Source organism: Agromyces sp. CCNWLW203, assembly GCF_036576125.1.
GTDB lineage: Bacteria > Actinomycetota > Actinomycetes > Actinomycetales > Microbacteriaceae > Agromyces.
In genome coordinates this window covers 804292-820775 of sequence record NZ_JAZHYX010000001.1, presented here as the reverse complement: position 1 = coordinate 820775, position 16484 = coordinate 804292, and the positions used below count along the sequence as shown (strand labels likewise).

Genomic DNA, 16484 nt, shown 5'->3' with positions numbered 1-16484 from the left:
CGATTCACGTCACCTCAGCGGTGAAGGAACGACTCGACCGGTGACGTCGCGGCGTGCGCCTCGCAGGTCGTTGCGCCGCATGACTCGCACAGCACGAACTCGGCGTCGCACGAGGCATCCGTGCAATTGGCGGTGCGGTTCGTCGCCGTGCCGCAGCGCGCGCACGTGCCGATGACGGCGGCGTGGTCGCTGAAGTCGATCGAGCCGCGCCGGTCGAAGACGTAGAGCGAGCCCTGCCAGAGGCCGTCGTCGCCGAACCGCTCGCCGTAGCGCACGATGCCGCCCTCGAGCTGGTACACCTCGCCGAACCCGCGGCTCGTCATGAGGCTCGAGAGCACCTCGCATCGGATGCCGCCGGTGCAGTAGGTGACGACGGGCTTGCCCTTCAGATCGTCGTACCTCCCGGAGTCGAGTTCTTCGACGAAGTCGCGGGTCGTCTCGACGTCGGGCACGACCGCGCCGGCGAAGCGGCCGATCGCGGCCTCGAGCGCGTTGCGCCCGTCGAAGAAGACGACGTCGTCGCCGCGCTCGGCCATGAGTTCGTGCAGTGCCTCGGGGCTCAGCTTCGTGCCGCCGCCGACGACGCCCTGCTCGTCGACGGAGAGCTCGCCGGGTGCGCCGAACGAGACGATCTCGTCGCGCACCTTGACACTCAGCTTCGGGAAGTCGGTGCTCGTGCCGTGCTCGTCGAGGCCGGTGCCCTCGCTCCACTTGAAGTCGATGTGCTTGAACGCGGGATACTCCCGCGTCTTCCGCACGTAGCGCTTCAGCGCCTTCATCTCGCCGCCGAGCGTGCCGTTCAGGCCGTGCTCCGAGATCAGGATCCGCCCGCGGAGCCCCAGCGACTCGGCGAGGTCGCGCTGCCAGAGCCGCACGGCGTCGGGGTCGGCGAGCGGGGTGAAGACGTAGTAGAGGAGGATCTTGGCGACGGCCACCCCGAGATCATACGGGCGGATGCCGCGTGGTCGCCGGGAGCGGTGAGTGGCTGCTGCATTGCTTAACTAGTACTTTCATATACTGTTTATGTAAGTACTAGTAATTCAACGCACACGAAGGAGCACCTCGATGACCGATTACGCAGCACCCCGCTTCGCCGGCCGCACCGCCATCATCACGGGCGCCGGCTCGGGCATCGGCCGGGCCACGACCCGAGTTCTCGCCGCCGAAGGGGCCACGGTGATCGCCTCGGACATCGCCGCCGATCGACTGCAGGAACTCGGCGGAGAGCTGAGCGCGTTCGACGTGCGCATCGTCGCCGGCGACGTGACCCGGGAGTCGACCGTCCGCGAGCTCGTCGACGCGGCGGAGGGCAGGGTCGATATCCTCGCCAATATCGCGGGCATCATGGACGGGGTCGTGCCGGCCGATGAGGTCGACGACGAGACCTGGCAGCGGGTGTTCGACCTCAACGTCACCGCCGTGCTCCGCACGACGCGTGCCGTCGTTCCGCTGATGCGGGAGCGCGGAGCGGGCTCGATCGTCAACCTCGCCTCCGAGGCATCCTTCCGCGGGTCGGTGGGCGGCGCCGCCTACACCGCGTCGAAGCACGCCGTCGTCGGCCTGACGAAGAGCACGGCGTTCATGTACGGGCCGCAGGGCATCCGCACGAACGCGGTGGCGCCGGGAGCGGTCATGACCGGGCTCGACGTGTCGTGGCGATCCGAATACGGTGTCTCGCGCACCGGGCCGGTGTTGCAGGCGACGATGTCGGCTCCCACCTCCGCCGAGCAGATCGCCGGCACGGTGGCCTGGCTCGCCAGTGACGAGGCGGCCAACATCAACGGCGTGATCCTCGCTTCGGACGGCGGCTGGTCGGCCGTCTGACGGTGGCCGCGGGGCCGGGTCGGCGCCAGTGTCGCGACCCGGCCCCGTCGCGCACCTAGGCTGGCTGGAGCTCGAGCGGAAGGGGCGGCAGTGACCGACGACACGGCGATCCCGGAGTTGCCGAGGGCGATCGCGCTGGCCTGGGGCGCGGTGCCGTCGCCCCAGCGCGGACCGAAGCGCGAGTTCAGCCTCGAGCAGGTGCTCGATGTCGCCGTCGATCTCGCCGACGCCGACGGCATCGACGCCGTGACGATGCCGGCCGTGGCCAAGGCCCTCGGGCTCACGGCGATGTCGCTCTACCGATACGTCTCCTCGAAGGAGACGCTCATGCTCCTGCTCCAGGACCGGGGCATGGGCCTTCCCCCCGGCTCGGTCTCCGATGCGCAGGGGTGGAGGTCGGGGCTCGAGGCGTACGCCGAGGCATCCGGCGCCGTTTACCGACGTCACCCGTGGATGCTGGACATCGCGATCACGGGCGTCGCGAGCACGCCGAACAACCTCGCCTGGATGGAGGCGGGTCTGGCTGTGCTCGCAGGCACCGCGCTGTCGCGGGAAGAGCGGGTCGCCGTCGTGCTGCAGGTCAGCGGGCACGCCAGGTTCCGTGCGCTCGTCGAGCGCGGGTACGCCGACCGTGCCGATGATGCGGGAGAGCAGCTCTCGGGCATCGTGGTCTCCGAAGCGCGACTGCTCGGACGGCTCGTCACCGAAGACCGGTTCCCCGAACTTCATGCCACGCTCGGCAGCGGCGCGCTGGTCGACGACTCCTTCGGCAACTTCGACTTCGGTCTCGCACGACTGCTCGACGGCGTCGCCGAATATCTCAGCCGGTCGGCCTGAGACAGGCCGCGACGCGCATCCGTGGAGATGCGGCTACGGTGGCACTCGTGAGCGACCACATCTCCGCGAGCGTCGCCGACGGAGTCGGCCACGTCACGCTCGACCGTCCGCAGGCCCTGAACGCACTCAGCTACGAGATGATCCGCGAACTCGCCGCGATCTTCGAGCTCTGGCGCAGCGACACCGAGGTCGGCGTCGTCGTGCTCGACGGCGCGGGGGAGCGCGGGTTCTGCGCGGGCGGCGATGTTCGCGAGCTCTACACCTACGCCACGAACGACGATCATGCCGAGGCCCGGGAGTTCTTCCGCGCCGAGTACCGGCTCGATGCGATGATCGCGCGCTACCCGAAGCCCGTCGTCGCGCTCATGGACGGCATCACGATGGGCGGCGGCATCGGCCTCGCCGGCCACGCCTCGATCCGCATCGTCACCGAACGATCACGCATCGCGATGCCCGAGACCCGCATCGGCTTCACTCCGGATGTCGGGGGCAGCTGGCTGCTCGCGAAGGCCCCCGGCGAGCTCGGCGTGCACCTGGCCCTCAACTCCCGCACGATGGATGCCGCCGACGCGCTGCACGCCGGCTTCGCGGACTCGTTCGTGCCCTCCGAGCGGCTGCCGCACGTCATCCAGGCACTCGCCGAGCGCGCCGACCCCGGCAGCCCGGCCGAGATCGTCATGCTCTTCGACGAGACGCCCGGTCCGTCGGCCCTCGCGCTCGCTCGCGACTGGGTCGATGCCTGCTATTCGGCGCCGACCGTCACCGAGATCATCGAGCGCCTGCGCGCCTTCGCAGGCGATCGTGGGTCGAGGAGCGAGCGCAGCGAGCGTCTCGAGACCGGGAGCACCTCGTCGAGCGCAAGCGCGTTCCCGCAGCATCCGCTCGACCCCGGCGCGACCGCCTACGCGGCCGCCGCTGCCGACGAGCTCGAGACCCTCTCGCCGACCGCGCTCACCGTGACGCTCGAATCGGTGCGGCGGGCGCGCACGCTGCGGAGCCTCGAAGATGCGCTCGAGCAGGAGTTCCGCCTCGTCTCGTGGTTCATCGAACAGCACGACCTGCGCGAGGGCATCCGCGCGCAGGTCATCGACAAGGACCGCAACCCGCGCTGGAACCCGGCCACGCTCGCCGAGGTCGATCCCCGACTCGCGGCGCGGGTGCTCGATGAGGCGCGCTTCGACCCGGTGTGGTCCGCCTAGCCGTTGTGTATACACAAAGTCTCGACTGGGCCTGAGTTTGCGAGATCCCGCGCTGAAGCGTATACATAAGTGGGGGAGGGATGAGCATGAGAGCCAGTGAGCGCGCATATCAGGAGCTCCGCGAGGAGATCCTCGACGGCGTGCTCGCGCCCGGCACCGCGCTCGCCGAGGTCGAGCAGGCGAACCGCCTCGGCGTCTCCCGCACGCCGGTGCGCGAGGCCCTCGCCCGCCTCGAGGCCGACGGCCTCGCCACGGCCGCCTCGGCGCGAGTGCTGCAGGTGAGCGAGCTCTCGCCCGCGAGCATCGTCGCCCTCTACGAACTGCGCGAGGCCCTCGAAGAGCAGGCGGCCCGCCTCGCGGCGACGCGGCGCGATCCTGCGCGATTCGCCGAGCTCCACGAGCGGCTCACGGCAGCGCCGCAACTGCTCGACGACGGCGACGAGGGACTCCGCACCTACTACGACACCGTCGACGCGCTCGACGGGGAGATCGACGCGGCGACCGCGAACCCGATGCTCGTCTCAGCGCTGCGCAGTGCACGCCTGCACTCGGCCAGGGTGCGGCGGCTCGCCCGTCACAATCCCGAGCGGCTCCGCGCTGCGGCATCCGAGCACCTCTTGATCGTCGAGGCGATCATCGCCGGCGACGCCTCGCTCGCCGCCCATGCCAGCCATGTGCACCTGCACATGAGCCTTCGTCACGCACTCGCGTCCATCGAGTCTCGTCAGTCCGATGGGCACCGCGTAGCCTGACCGTTGGAACAGTTCTGAAAGGGCCGTCAACATGCACCTCCACCACCTTCGCACGCACCGCAGCGACGAGAACCTCGCCCGCGAGGGCCAGCTCGCCTGGAAGCTCGCGAGCGTCGCGACCGACCCGGTCGAGCTCGACGACGACGTCGTCGACATGGTGGTGAACCGCGTGATCGACAACGCGGCCGTCGCGGCCGCCTCGATCGCCCGTGGCCCCGTGGTCTCGGCGCGCAGCCAGGCGCTCGCCCACCCGGTCTCGATCGGCGGCGACGGCGCCACCGTCTTCGGTGCGGATGCCGCGCGCCGCACCTCGCCCGAGTGGGCCGCGTGGGCCAACGGGGTCGCGGTTCGCGAACTCGACTTCCACGACACCTTCCTGTCGGCCGAGTACTCGCACCCGGGCGACAACATCCCCCCGATCGTCGCCGTCGCCCAGCACCTCGCAGCGAACCGCGGCCTCACCGGGCGCGACGTCGTGCGCGGCATCGCGACGGGCTACGAGATCCAGATCGACCTCGTGAAGGCGATCTCGCTGCACCAGCACAAGATCGACCACGTGGCCCACCTCGGCCCGTCGGCCGCCGCCGGCATCGGCACCCTGCTCGGTCTCGACCAGGAGACGATCTTCCAGGCCATCGGCCAGGCGCTGCACACGACGACCGCCACGCGGCAGTCGCGCAAGGGCGAGATCTCGACGTGGAAGGCGCACGCCCCCGCGTTCGCCGGCAAGATGGCCGTCGAGTCGGTCGACCGCGCGATGCGCGGCCAGACGAGCCCCGTGCCGATCTACGAGGGCGAAGACGGCGTCATCGCCTGGCTCCTCGACGGCCCGGATGCCTCGTACGAGGTGCCGCTGCCCGAGGTGGGGGAGGCCAAGCGAGCCATCCTCGACTCGTACACGAAGGAGCACTCGGCCGAGTACCAGGCGCAAGCGTGGATCGACCTCGCACGGAAGCTGCACGAGGAGTACCCGCTGATCCTCGACGACCCGTCGCGCATCGAGTCGATCGTGCTGCACACCTCGCACCACACGCACTACGTCATCGGCTCCGGGGCCAACGACCCGCAGAAATACGATCCGGATGCCTCGCGCGAGACGCTCGACCACTCGATCCCGTACATCTTCACCGTCGCCCTGCAGGACGGCTCATGGCATCACGCCGACTCGTACTCGCCCGAGCGCGCCCACCGCGCCGACACCGTCGAGCTGTGGAAGAAGGTCACGACGCTCGAAGACGAGGAGTGGACGCGCCGCTACCACTCGAACGACATCGCCGAGAAGGCGTTCGGCGGCCGCGTCGTCATCAAGCTCGCCGACGGCGGCGAGATCGTCGACGAGATCGCCGTGGCCGACGCGCATCCGCTCGGCGCCCGGCCGTTCGCGCGTGAGCAGTACGTGGCGAAGTTCCGCACGCTCGCCGAGTGGGCGCTCACGCCCGAAGAGATCGAGCGCTTCCTCGACGTCGCGCAGCGCCTGCCCGAGCTCGGCCCCGACGAGCTCGGCGGCCTCACGTTCAACGTGGCGCCCGGCGCGCTCGTCGGCGTCGAGATCCCCGAAGGACTCTTCTGATGCTGTACGCCACGACCACCCCCGCCGAGAAGCGCCGGCTCTTCCGCGAGCGGCTCGCGACCGGTGAGATCATGCGCTTCCCCGGGGCGTTCAACCCGCTCTCGGCGAGGCTCATCGAGCAGAAGGGCTTCGAGGGCGTCTACATCTCGGGCGCCGTGCTCTCGGCCGACCTCGGCCTGCCCGACATCGGACTCACGACGCTCACCGAGGTCGCGGGGCGTGGCAAGCAGATCACCCGGATGACCGAGCTGCCGGCGATCATCGACGCCGACACCGGCTTCGGCGAGCCTATGAACGTCGCCCGTACCGTGCAGGAGATGGAGGACGCGGGCCTCGCGGGCCTCCACATCGAGGACCAGGTCAACCCGAAGCGGTGCGGCCACCTCGACGGCAAGCAGGTCGTCGACGAGTCGACGGCGCTGCAGCGCATCCGTGCCGCGGTCGATGCGCGTCGCGACCCGAACTTCCTCGTCATGGCGCGCACCGACATCGCCGCGGTCGACGGTCTCGACGCCGCGGTCGATCGTGCGAAGGCGCTCGTCGACGCCGGCGCCGACGCGATCTTCCCTGAGGCGATGCGTTCGCTCGCCGAGTTCGAGGCGGTGCGCGCCGCGGTCGACGTGCCGCTGCTCGCGAACATGACCGAGTTCGGCAAGAGCGAGCTCTTCACCGTGCGCCAGCTCGCCGACGTCGGCATGAACATCGTCATCTGGCCGGTCTCGCTGCTGCGCCTCGCGATGGGGTCTGCCGTGCGCGGCCTCGACGAGATCGAGGCGACGGGCTCGCTCGTCGGCAAGCTCGACGAGATGCAGCACCGCGCCGATCTCTACGAACTCATCGACTACGAGGGCTACAACCGGTTCGATACGGGTATCTTCAACTTCACCGTCAGCAAGACGCCGGTCGAATAGCCGAGTGTCCCGATCCCGGGTCACGTGGCCCGGGCACACAGACCCGTCAACGCAAAGGAGCATCCGTGGCTGAGCAGGAGATCGCAGTACCGCCCGAGATCTACAAGGGCCTGGCCGGCGTGCCGGTCGATTACACCGCGATCTCGAAGGTGAATCCCGAGTCGAACTCGCTGCTCTACCGCGGCTACCCGGTGCAGGAACTCGCCGCCTCCGCCACGTTCGAGGAGGTCGCCTACCTGCTGTGGAACGGCGAGCTGCCGAATGACGCGCAGCTGGCCGAGTTCGAGGAGCGCGAGCGCTCGCTGCGAGGCCTCGACCACGAGGTCAAGCGCATCATCGACGAGCTGCCCCTCACCGCCCACCCGATGGACGTCGTGCGCACCGCCGTCTCGGTGATCGGCGCGAGCGATCCCGCGACCCCCGACGACAGCCGCGAGGCCAACCTCGACAAGTCGATCCGCCTGCTCGCGAAGCTGCCGTCGATCGTCTCCTACGACCAGCGTCGCCGGCACGAACTCGAGTTCGTCGAGCCGCGGGCCGACCTCGGCTTCTCGGCGAACTTCCTCTGGCAGACGTTCGGCGAACTGCCCGAGCTTCCGGTCGTGAGTGCCTTCGACGTGTCGATGATCCTCTACGCCGAGCACTCGTTCAACGCCTCGACCTTCACCGCCCGGGTCATCACCTCGACGCTCGCCGACCTCTACTCGGCCGTGACCGGAGCGATCGGTGCGCTGAAGGGTGCGCTGCACGGGGGCGCCAACGAGGCGGTCATGCACACGTTCGACGAGATCGGCGCGGGCCCCGGCGGTGCCGATCGGGCGGTCGCGTGGCTCGACACGGCGCTCGCCGAGAAGCGCAAGATCATGGGCTTCGGTCACCGCGTCTACAAGAACGGCGACTCCCGCGTGCCCACGATGCGCGACGCCCTCGAGCGCATGGTCGAGTACTACGAACGACCCGACCTGCTCGAGCTCTACGTCGCCCTCGAGCAGGCGATGGGCGAGCGCAAGGGCATCAAGCCCAACCTCGACTACCCGGCCGGCCCGGTCTACCACCTCATGGGCTTCGACACCCTGACCTTCACGCCCCTGTTCGTCGCGAGCCGCATCACCGGGTGGACCGCGCACATCATGGAGCAGGCGGCGTCGAACGCGCTCATCCGGCCGCTGTCGGTCTACAACGGCGTCGACGAGCGGCACGTGCCGTCGAAGTAGCCCACGGATGTCGACCGTGCTGAGACGCCCGCCCGCCTAAGCTGCTGTGCGTGGCACCGGGAACCGAAGAGCAGGCGCACGACGCGCCCGAGCGTCGGTTCGCGTGGCTGCGCGCGGCGAGCGACCGGGTGCCGACGAGGTGGTTCGCCGGCATCGGTACGGTGCTCGTGCTCGTCGTGACGGCCGGGTTCGGCGGGCTGGCCGCGGTCGAGGCGCCGGGGCCGGGCGAAATCGAGGCCGGCGATGAGTACCGCAACGACCAGTACGCGTTGACCGTGGAGCGCGCGGTGCTCATCGACGAACTCTCCGATGCGGGCATCAGTCTCGAGGAGGGGCAGCGCGTGCTCGCCCTCGTCGTCGAGGCCGAGAACCTGTGGAGCGAGCCGCTGCGCGCGACGCTCGGGGGCGGGTTGCTCGACGCCGTCACGATCGACGGCCTCCCGCGCGGCACATCGGTCGCGCGCGTCGACGACGCCACGTACGCGCCATGGATGCAGCCCGGCGTGCCGCTCGAGGTCGTCATCACCTGGGCCGTCGACGCCGAGGAGTTCGCCGACGGCGACCGGCTGACCGTCGTGCTGAACGACCAGTCGCTGTACACCGCGAGCTTCGTCAGTGCCGGGAGCTCGTGGACCGATCCGGTTCCCGCGGTCACCCTCGCCGTGGCGATCGAAGACGTCGGTGCCGGGGCAGACACCGAGGAGGCGGACGACGCCACGGCTGCGGACGCCACCGCCCCGGCGGACGACACGGAAGGGGCAGCCGGATGACCGGGCGCGCACGCTCCGCACGGTGGCTTCTCGCGCTCGCGGGGTGCGGTCTCGTCGCGCTCGCCTGGGTGGTCATGGCGGTCACCCCGAGCGACGACGCGACGGAGGCGCCGTTCGTCGTCGTCTCGCAGCTCGGCGAACGCGCAGAGGGCCGCAACATCGCCGTCACCGTCGACCGGGTCGTCGCCGCCGAGACCCTCCGCGATCAGGGCTGGGAGGCCGACGGCGACTGGGTCGTCGTCGAGCTCGACATCGAGTCGGTTCGCTCAGAGAGCGGCGTGCTGTTCAGCTGGGCGTCGCTGCAGCTGGGGGACCGCAGGTACCAGGCGAGCGAGCGACCGCCGAACACGATCTTCGGCCTGCCGCTGTCGACCGGGCTCGCGCGCGCGGGAGCGATCGCCTTCGAGCTGCCCGAGGGCACGCTCGACGAGGCCAGGGTCGACGGACCGGCCGAGGCCGTCCTCTCCTTCGCGGTCGATCGCGAGATCCGCCTCGACTCGCTCATCGAGCTGACGGTCGACCTCGGCACCCTCGAGTCCGAGGCGACGGTCGAGCTCGCCCCCGAAGCCTGGGGTGACTCGTGAGCGGCTGGTGGCGACGCAATGCCGTGCCGCTCGTCGCCACCGCCGTGCTGCTGCCGGCGACGTTCCTCATCATCGGCGGCAGCGAGTGGAACGACTACTTCTCGGGTCGCCCCACGCAGCCCATGACCGCCCGGCCGGGCGAGTCGGTCGAGCTGAACGGGGTCACGTGGGGACCGGCGAGCATCGAGCAGCTCGATCCGCCGGCCGATGCCGAGCTGCCGGCCGACGCCGTCGTCTACCGGGTCACGATCGAGGTGCGACCGGCCGAGGAGGCGGTCACGTGCCTCCCGCCGAGCCTGCACGAGCTCCAGGGTGCACAGCGCGAGTGGGGGAGCGGCAGCTACGAGGTGGACTGGGCGGGTGGCGCGGACTCGTGGGACTCATGCCCCATCGATGCGACGGAGCCGTTCACGATCGTCGTGCCCTACCTGGTGCCCGCCGACGCTGTCGGCCCCTTCGCGGTCGACATCGAGGGCGTCGACCTGATCCCGGCCTTCCCGCGACTCGTCGTCGAGCCCTGAGGCTTCGAGCCCTGAGGCCTCGGCGCCGGCCTCACCGAGCTCCGACAGGTCGCCATTCGGATCCGTCAGGGCCGAGGCATCCGCTGATCTCAGCCGACCGAGCACCGCATCGTAGGCGCCGCCGATGAAGGCGATGCGCAACGGCTCGATCACGAGCGGCACGATGAGCAGGATCACCGCGTCGGCGACCAGCCAGAACGAGGTGAACTCGTTCGGCCCGAGGGCGCGGGTGAGGCCGAGGCGCAGCAATTGCTGCAGCGCGAGCACGACGGTGTAGAGCAGGATGTACCCGCCGATGAGGAGCGGCCCGGCTCGCCACATGAGCACCAGCACGCGCCCGATCGGGCGGAACCGGCCGGCGAACTCGTCCCAGAGGTCGGCGAGTCGTCGGCGCACGCCGCCGGGCAACCGGGCCCAGCGCCCTCGCGCCGCCTGCACGGTCGGGCTGCTCAGCTGCGGGGCCGCCGCTGCGACGGCCTGCCCGTAGAGCACACCGGCGATCGTCAGCCAGGCGATGGGCAGCAGCACGACGCCGCCGAGTTCACCGAGGAACCACTCGATCGCCTCCCACACCCAGGTGATGGCCAGCAGGTGCTCGGCCAGCCACTCGCGCGCGTCGGCGAGCCAGGCGATCGCCTGACGGCTGTCGACCCAGCCGCCGAGCTGACCGAGCAGGTCGGCGATCACGCTCACAGTGAGGAACACCCAGACCGCCTCGAGGTACACCGAGACCACGTTCATCCATCTGGGCACCCGCTCGGAGGAGCGCTTCAGCGCCCAGCGGGCGGCGAAGGCCAGCACCAGGATCACGATCGTGAGCGGTTCGAGCGCGAAGCCGGTGTAGTCGGGACCAGCGACCGCCTCGCTCGGCGAGAGGTCACCCCGCTCGACCTTCTCGGCGAGCTCGGCCCACCCGATGCCCGAGCGCACCTCGAGCGCACGCGCGGCGTACGCCGACATGTCGTTGCGCAGATACCCCCAGGCCGCGTACACGGCGAAGAAGGGCAGGATGCCTCCGAGCAGGGCGTCGAGGAACTCGCGGCGTCGCTCTCGGGCATCCGCGGGTCGCGGGGAGAGGCGTTGCAGCTCCGGCAAGCCGTCGCGCAGCACGAGGAACATCGCGACGAAGGAGATGAGCTGGGCGAGGATGCCGAGCGGAACGAGCAGCAGCCCGGCGGTCGGAGCGTACGCCGCGACGAAGCCGGCACCCTCGAGGAGCAGGTACCCGGCGAGCTGACCCGCGAGGAACCATGCGACGAGCGCCGGCCAGTGGGCGAGCAGCAGCCGGCCGGTCGTCTTCAGCATGGCTCGCACGAGACCACGGTAGCGGTTCCGGACAAAGGGAGGCCGAGGCATCCGCGCGTCGACTGTGAGCAGTACCAAATGGATGCCCGGCCGGGCGGAAGCCGCTTACGCTCGTGGATCATGCACATGTTCTTCCGCACCCTGCTCCACGTGCTGTTCCTCTCGCGGCGCAAGCCCGACCTCGGGCACTGGGACGTCGCCCGCACGAACTTCATCACCCTGCCGACCGACCTCGACATCAACCGGCACATGAACAACGGCGTCTACTTCTCGATCATGGATGTCGCGCGCTTCGACATGCTCGTGCGCAACGGCGTCTGGGCGATGATGCGTGAGAAGAACTGGTACCCCGTCGTCGCGAGCGAGACCATCACGTTCCGCAAGTCGCTGCAGCTCTGGGACCGGTTCACGATCGAGTCACGACTCGTCGGACACGACGACAAGGCCGTCTACATGGAGCAGCGCTACGTGCGGCCGGGTGCCGACGGCGAGCCCGAGATCTACGCGCAGGGGTTCATCCGCGCGCGGTTCCTCAAGAAGGGCGGCGGCACGGTGCCGATGGCCGACATCGTCGAGGCGCTCGGTGTCTCGGACGCCGATCGGATCCCGGAGTGGATCGAACGGTGGGGAGCGGATGTCGCACTGCCCGCCACCCGCGCTGCTGCGCCGTCGAGCTGGAGCTAGCCCGCTCGCCGCATCCGCGCCTCTCCCTGTATTACGCCTCTTCGCGGGGTTTGGCTAGGGGTCGAATCCGCCGCGAACACGCGCGTAGCGTGGCAGGCGATGACAAAGGAGGAGCAGAGATGAGCGCGTCATGGGAACCATGGTCCTACCGCGAGTCGGCCGCTCGCACGCCAGGTGCCGCCGGAATGGTCGGGTACCGCGTGCACGCCACGGATGGCGACATCGGCAAGATCGACGAAGCCAGTGACGAGGTCGGCACCAGCCGGATCGTCGTCGACACGGGCCCGTGGATCTTCGGACGGAGGGTGATCCTTCCGGCCGGCACCGTGGAACGCGTCGACGACGACGAGGAGAAGGTCTACGTCGACCTGACCAAGGACCAGATCAAGAACTCCCCGGAGCTGGACGAGGCCACGACCTTCGGCCCCGACTCCCGAGACCGCCTCGGGAACTACTACGGCGGATTCTACGAGTGATCCCGTTCGGTGCCCGGCTGCAGGCCGGGCACCGAGCGCCGACCCCTAGGAGCGTGCCTTCCTCGGCACGACGACCTCTTTGATGATCAGCAGGATGCCGGCGGCGACGGGGATCGCGACGAGCGCGCCCGGCAGTCCGGCGAGCGTGCCGCCCGCGAGCGCCGCGATGAGCACGATCGAGCCGGGCACCTGCACGGCCTTGCTCATCACCTTCGGAGTGAGCACGTACGCCTCGACCTGCATGTAGACGAGCATCGCGACGAGCACGATGAGCCCCGCAGTCGGCGAGACGAACAATGCGATCACCGTCATGACCGCCGTGGTGAGCACGGTGCCGATGAGGGGGATGAGCGTGATGAAGAACGCCGCCACCGAGATCACGAGCGCGAACGGCACGCCGACGAGGAACAGCAGGATGAAGCTGTACACGGCGTTGAAGAACGCGAGCACGACCATGCCGCTGAGGTAGCGGCCGACGTTCTGCATGATGCGCTCGGCGTAGCCGACGACGCGCTCGCGGTGCGATGCCGAGATGAGGGTGTAGATCGCCCGCTTCGAGGTGTCGAGCGTCGCGGTGAAGTAGATCGTCAGGATGAAGATGAAGAACGCGCTCGAGAGGCCGCCGATGATCGCGAAGCCGACGTTCAGCGCACCGCCTCCGACGGTCGCCCAGAAGTTCGGGTCGCTGATGGTGTCGACGACCCACGTGTAGACCGCACCGAGCACTCCGCCGGAACCGGACTGCACGTCTTGGAACCAGTCCTGGGTCTCGAGCTCCTGGTACATGGCCGGGAGGCCCTTGACGAAGGCCGAGGCCTGGGTGATGACGATCGGCAGCACCAGCCAGAGCATGCCGATGATCACGAGCACGAACAGGATGATGACGGTGACGATGGCGGCGCCGCGCTTCAGGCCGCGGCGCTCGAACCAGCGCACGAGCGGGTCGAGTCCGAGGGTGATGAACGCTGCGGCGAGCACCGAGAAGACGACGCTCGAGATGCTCGCGAAGGCGGCGGCGATGCCGAGCGCGACGACGACGCCGAGGGTCGCGACGAATGCCCACTGGAAGGGCTTGTCGGCCATCAGGTTCGCGTGGCGCGCGCGCCAGCCCGACGCTTCAGTGGTCTCGCGGGCCTGACGCTCGATGCTCTTCACTGCGTCAGTCTAGGGCTGGCGTGCAGCGGCATCGCGGAGCACTCCGGGCGCACCTTCGCCGGCGCGTCGCGTCGGCACCTCGAGCTCGCGGTAGTGCCGCGAGAAGGCGGGATAGTAGGTCTCCCACGCGGGTTGCGGCGTGCCGGCCCGCGCCGCGGCGAGACGGTCGAGGTAGTAGTCCCAGCCGGGCCCCATGTCGGCCGACTCGGCGCGGTCGTGGAGACGCTGCCCGAGCGTGAGCGTCGTCATGCCGCCGCCCTCGACGAGATGGCAGAAGAGGCGGATGCCGGTCGGGCCCGAACCGGAGTCGGCGGTGAACCGATGCGGGGCGGCGCACTCGAGGATCGTGACGTTCTGCCACTCGCCTTCGCCCTCGGCCTCCATGCGGAACCGCACGCCGCCCGTCGCGGGGCTGCCCGTGTAGGTGCCGATCCAGGCGCGCATGGCGTTCGGGTTCGTGAGGCTGAACCAGACGTCTTCGATGGGGGCGTAGAAGAGGCGGTCGAACTGCAGGTACAGGCCGTCGTCCTTCAGCACGTAGTGCCCGGTCGGTCTCGCGGTCATCGTCGGCCCCCGTTCGCTCGTTCCTTCAGGCTAATCCCGCTGCGCGCCAACCGCCAGAGCGGCCCGCCGCCCACTAGAGTGTCGCCATGGGATCGAGTGGTGGACGCAAGCGTGTGTCGAGTGGGCAGTCGTCATCGGGCGTGAAGACGTCGTCGGGCGGGCAATCGGCGGCGAGAGAGCAGGCGCTCAACATCGACCCCGAGAACAACAAGGCCGGGCTCTGGGGATCCCTCGCCGGCCTCATCGTCTTCTCGCTCATCGCCATCCCGTTGTCGGCCGCATTCACGTTCGCGACGACCCCGCACTCGCAGCAGCTCTTCGCCGGTCGACTCTCCGAGGCGACGCAGGGCGGGTACCAGTTCTTCTGGTGGACCGTCACGATCTTCCTCTTCGCACTGCCGTTCCTCGTCGGCTACGGCGTCGCGAAGCTCTCGGTGAAGTCGCTGTCGATCGTCGGCGCGATCATCGTGCTCTTCGTGATCGCCATCATGGTGCTCGGCCAGGTCTTCGTCTTCTGACGCTCGACGGGTCGAGCGTGTCGAAACCAGGTTTCGACACGCCTCGACCACGTCTCGACAGGCTCGACCAGCAGATTCGTGCTGCCCGTTACGCACCTCCGGGTGCGTGACGCACGGTGAAGTGCGCGGCCTCCATGCGTTAGTGTCACCGTTCGTGCGTTACGCACGAACAGTAACTAACAAACTCTGGAGAGACCTTGCTCATCGCACTGTGGATCGTCACCGGGCTGCTCGCCCTCATGTTCGGCATGGCCGGCACCATGAAGGCCACGAAGTCGCGTGAGGCCGTGCTCGCGAACATGCCCTGGGTCGAAGACGTGAGCGCCGGCCAGCTGAAGGCGATCGGCCTGGTCGAGGTGCTCGGTGCCATCGGTCTCGTGCTGCCCGCGGCGACGGGCATCCTGCCGTGGCTCACGCCGGTTGCGGCCTTCGCGCTCGCGATCACGATGGCTGTCGCCGTCGCCCTGCACGTGAAGCGCAAGGAGTCGTTCCTGCCGAGCCTCGTGCTCGGCATCGTCGCCCTCGTCGTGGGCGTCGCCTGGGTGCTGCTCGGCTGACCCCGATCTGCCGGCCCGATCGGGCGACCCTGAACCGGGATGTTCATTCGGCGTACCATACGGTATGGTATGCCGTATGGAAGTCATTCCGGATCCCGTGTGGCCGGTGGTGGTCCTGGCGCTGATCCAAGTCGCCGACGGTGTCATGAGCGCGATTCCGCTCCCGTTCATCGCGAAATGCCTCGACGACGTGCATTTCCCGCGCCGATGGTGGTGGGTGCTCGCCCCCGTCAAGTTCGCGGCGGCGGCGGGCCTCGTCCTCGGCATCTGGGTGCCGTGGCTCGGACTCGTCACCTGTGCGGCGCTCGTCGCCTACTTCGTGGTCGCGATCGGCATGCACTTCGCTGCTCGCGACTTCGGGCGCAACCTCTTCGTGAACGCCACGGGCATGCTCGTCAGCTGTATCGCCGTGGGGCTGTTCTGCTTCGTGCTCTGAGGCGCGCGGCGACTCAGTCGGTCGCAGCGCCCGGCACCGCGCCGAGGAGCAGTTCGTACACCGCGCGCAACTCCGCCGCGGAGATCGGCGGCACGGTGACCGCAGCGCCGAGCGACACCAGGTAGGGCACGAGGGCTGCCGTGCGCGCCGCGGCATCCGATTCGCTCGCCGGCCGCCAGGCCGTCTGCAGCAGTTCGATGACCCGGGCGTCGATGCGAGCCTGGGTCGCGCGCGCTTCGGGGTCGGAGTTCGCCCACGCGCGAACCGCGCGATCGAGCTCGGCGCGACGGATCGACGACGGCTCGTCGGTCGCGAGTTCCACGAGCCATTCGAGGGTCGCTCGCGTGCCCTGCTGCTGCCGAGCCTCGACCGCGGCGTCGAGCGCCTGCAGTGTCAACTGCTCGTAGTGATCGAGCAGCGCCGTGCGGTAGCCCGCGGCGCCGGCGAAGTGGTGGTGGAACGAGCCCTTCGTCACGCCGAGGCGGCTCGCGAGGCGATCGATCCGGAGGCCATCGGCGCCCTCGCGCGCGAGCACGTCGAGCCCGGCATCGAGCCAGTCGGTGCGCGTGATCGCCATGCCGTCACCATATCGGGGCTCCGACCCGAG

19 protein-coding genes are annotated in these 16484 nt (G+C 69.3%); 14 read left to right on the top strand and 5 right to left on the bottom strand.

What is annotated here, in order from left to right; all coding sequences use genetic code 11:
- Positions 1-14: 14 nt before the first annotated feature.
- Positions 15-935, bottom strand: coding sequence for an oxygen-dependent tRNA uridine(34) hydroxylase TrhO (gene trhO / locus VPH61_RS03775; protein ID WP_332062175.1), 921 nt, complete (start codon positions 933-935; stop codon positions 15-17).
- Between the two features lie 130 nt (positions 936-1065).
- Between trhO and VPH61_RS03770 the strand changes: the two genes are divergently transcribed.
- From VPH61_RS03770 to VPH61_RS03730, 9 genes are all read left to right on the top strand, one after another.
- Positions 1066-1824 carry an SDR family NAD(P)-dependent oxidoreductase gene (locus VPH61_RS03770; protein ID WP_332062174.1) on the top strand — a complete coding sequence of 253 codons (759 nt, stop codon included), beginning with the start codon at positions 1066-1068 and terminating at the stop codon, positions 1822-1824.
- A gap of 90 nt (positions 1825-1914) precedes the next feature.
- The gene (locus VPH61_RS03765) at positions 1915-2661 is read left to right on the top strand and encodes a TetR/AcrR family transcriptional regulator (protein WP_332062173.1); all 747 of its coding nucleotides are present in this window, start codon (positions 1915-1917) and stop codon (positions 2659-2661) included.
- A gap of 47 nt (positions 2662-2708) precedes the next feature.
- A complete protein-coding gene (locus VPH61_RS03760) occupies positions 2709-3860 on the top strand; it encodes an enoyl-CoA hydratase/isomerase family protein (protein ID WP_332062172.1) in 1152 nt (383 codons plus the stop codon).
- An 86-nt stretch (positions 3861-3946) separates the two neighbouring features.
- The gene (locus VPH61_RS03755) at positions 3947-4612 is read left to right on the top strand and encodes a GntR family transcriptional regulator (protein WP_332062171.1); all 666 of its coding nucleotides are present in this window, start codon (positions 3947-3949) and stop codon (positions 4610-4612) included.
- Between the two features lie 31 nt (positions 4613-4643).
- On the top strand, positions 4644-6182 hold the full coding sequence (locus VPH61_RS03750; protein ID WP_332062170.1) for an MmgE/PrpD family protein: 1539 nt from the start codon (positions 4644-4646) through the stop codon (positions 6180-6182).
- Positions 6182-7093 (top strand): methylisocitrate lyase, encoded by a 912-nt coding sequence (gene prpB / locus VPH61_RS03745; protein WP_332062169.1) that lies wholly within the window; start codon positions 6182-6184, stop codon positions 7091-7093. Before VPH61_RS03750 ends, prpB begins: the two co-directional genes overlap by 1 nt.
- Before the next feature lie 65 nt (positions 7094-7158).
- Positions 7159-8307: a bifunctional 2-methylcitrate synthase/citrate synthase gene (locus tag VPH61_RS03740; protein ID WP_332062168.1), complete on the top strand. Its 1149-nt coding sequence runs from the start codon at positions 7159-7161 to the stop codon at positions 8305-8307.
- 50 nt (positions 8308-8357) lie between these two features.
- On the top strand, positions 8358-9077 hold the full coding sequence (locus VPH61_RS03735) for a hypothetical protein (RefSeq protein ID WP_332062167.1): 720 nt from the start codon (positions 8358-8360) through the stop codon (positions 9075-9077).
- Positions 9074-9661 (top strand): hypothetical protein, encoded by a 588-nt coding sequence (locus VPH61_RS03730; protein ID WP_332062166.1) that lies wholly within the window; start codon positions 9074-9076, stop codon positions 9659-9661. Before VPH61_RS03735 ends, VPH61_RS03730 begins: the two co-directional genes overlap by 4 nt.
- Positions 9662-10041: 380 nt before the next feature.
- Here VPH61_RS03730 and VPH61_RS03725 read toward each other — a convergent pair whose 3' ends face one another.
- Positions 10042-11487, bottom strand: coding sequence for a hypothetical protein (locus VPH61_RS03725; protein WP_332062528.1), 1446 nt, complete (start codon positions 11485-11487; stop codon positions 10042-10044).
- A gap of 126 nt (positions 11488-11613) precedes the next feature.
- On the opposite strand from VPH61_RS03725, the gene VPH61_RS03720 reads away from it, so the two are divergent.
- Both VPH61_RS03720 and VPH61_RS03715 read left to right on the top strand, forming a co-directional pair.
- The gene (locus VPH61_RS03720; RefSeq protein WP_332062165.1) at positions 11614-12171 is read left to right on the top strand and encodes an acyl-CoA thioesterase; all 558 of its coding nucleotides are present in this window, start codon (positions 11614-11616) and stop codon (positions 12169-12171) included.
- 119 nt (positions 12172-12290) lie between these two features.
- On the top strand, positions 12291-12647 hold the full coding sequence (locus tag VPH61_RS03715) for a PRC-barrel domain-containing protein (RefSeq protein WP_332062164.1): 357 nt from the start codon (positions 12291-12293) through the stop codon (positions 12645-12647).
- A 45-nt stretch (positions 12648-12692) separates the two neighbouring features.
- On the opposite strand, the gene VPH61_RS03710 is transcribed toward VPH61_RS03715, so the two are convergent.
- Complete coding sequence (locus VPH61_RS03710) at positions 12693-13802, bottom strand: AI-2E family transporter (RefSeq protein WP_332062163.1); 1110 nt, start codon at positions 13800-13802, stop codon at positions 12693-12695.
- Between the two features lie 9 nt (positions 13803-13811).
- Positions 13812-14366, bottom strand: coding sequence for an SRPBCC domain-containing protein (locus VPH61_RS03705; protein WP_332062162.1), 555 nt, complete (start codon positions 14364-14366; stop codon positions 13812-13814).
- An 86-nt stretch (positions 14367-14452) separates the two neighbouring features.
- On the opposite strand from VPH61_RS03705, the gene VPH61_RS03700 reads away from it, so the two are divergent.
- The 3 genes from VPH61_RS03700 (at position 14453) to VPH61_RS03690 (ending at position 15877) form a co-directional block, all read left to right on the top strand.
- Positions 14453-14884, top strand: coding sequence for a hypothetical protein (locus tag VPH61_RS03700; protein ID WP_332062161.1), 432 nt, complete (start codon positions 14453-14455; stop codon positions 14882-14884).
- 197 nt (positions 14885-15081) lie between these two features.
- The gene (locus tag VPH61_RS03695; RefSeq protein ID WP_332062160.1) at positions 15082-15441 is read left to right on the top strand and encodes a DoxX family protein; all 360 of its coding nucleotides are present in this window, start codon (positions 15082-15084) and stop codon (positions 15439-15441) included.
- 76 nt (positions 15442-15517) lie between these two features.
- The gene (locus tag VPH61_RS03690; protein WP_332062159.1) at positions 15518-15877 is read left to right on the top strand and encodes a DoxX family protein; all 360 of its coding nucleotides are present in this window, start codon (positions 15518-15520) and stop codon (positions 15875-15877) included.
- Between the two features lie 13 nt (positions 15878-15890).
- On the opposite strand, the gene VPH61_RS03685 is transcribed toward VPH61_RS03690, so the two are convergent.
- A complete protein-coding gene (locus tag VPH61_RS03685; protein WP_332062158.1) occupies positions 15891-16454 on the bottom strand; it encodes a TetR/AcrR family transcriptional regulator in 564 nt (187 codons plus the stop codon).
- Positions 16455-16484: the final 30 nt, after the last annotated feature.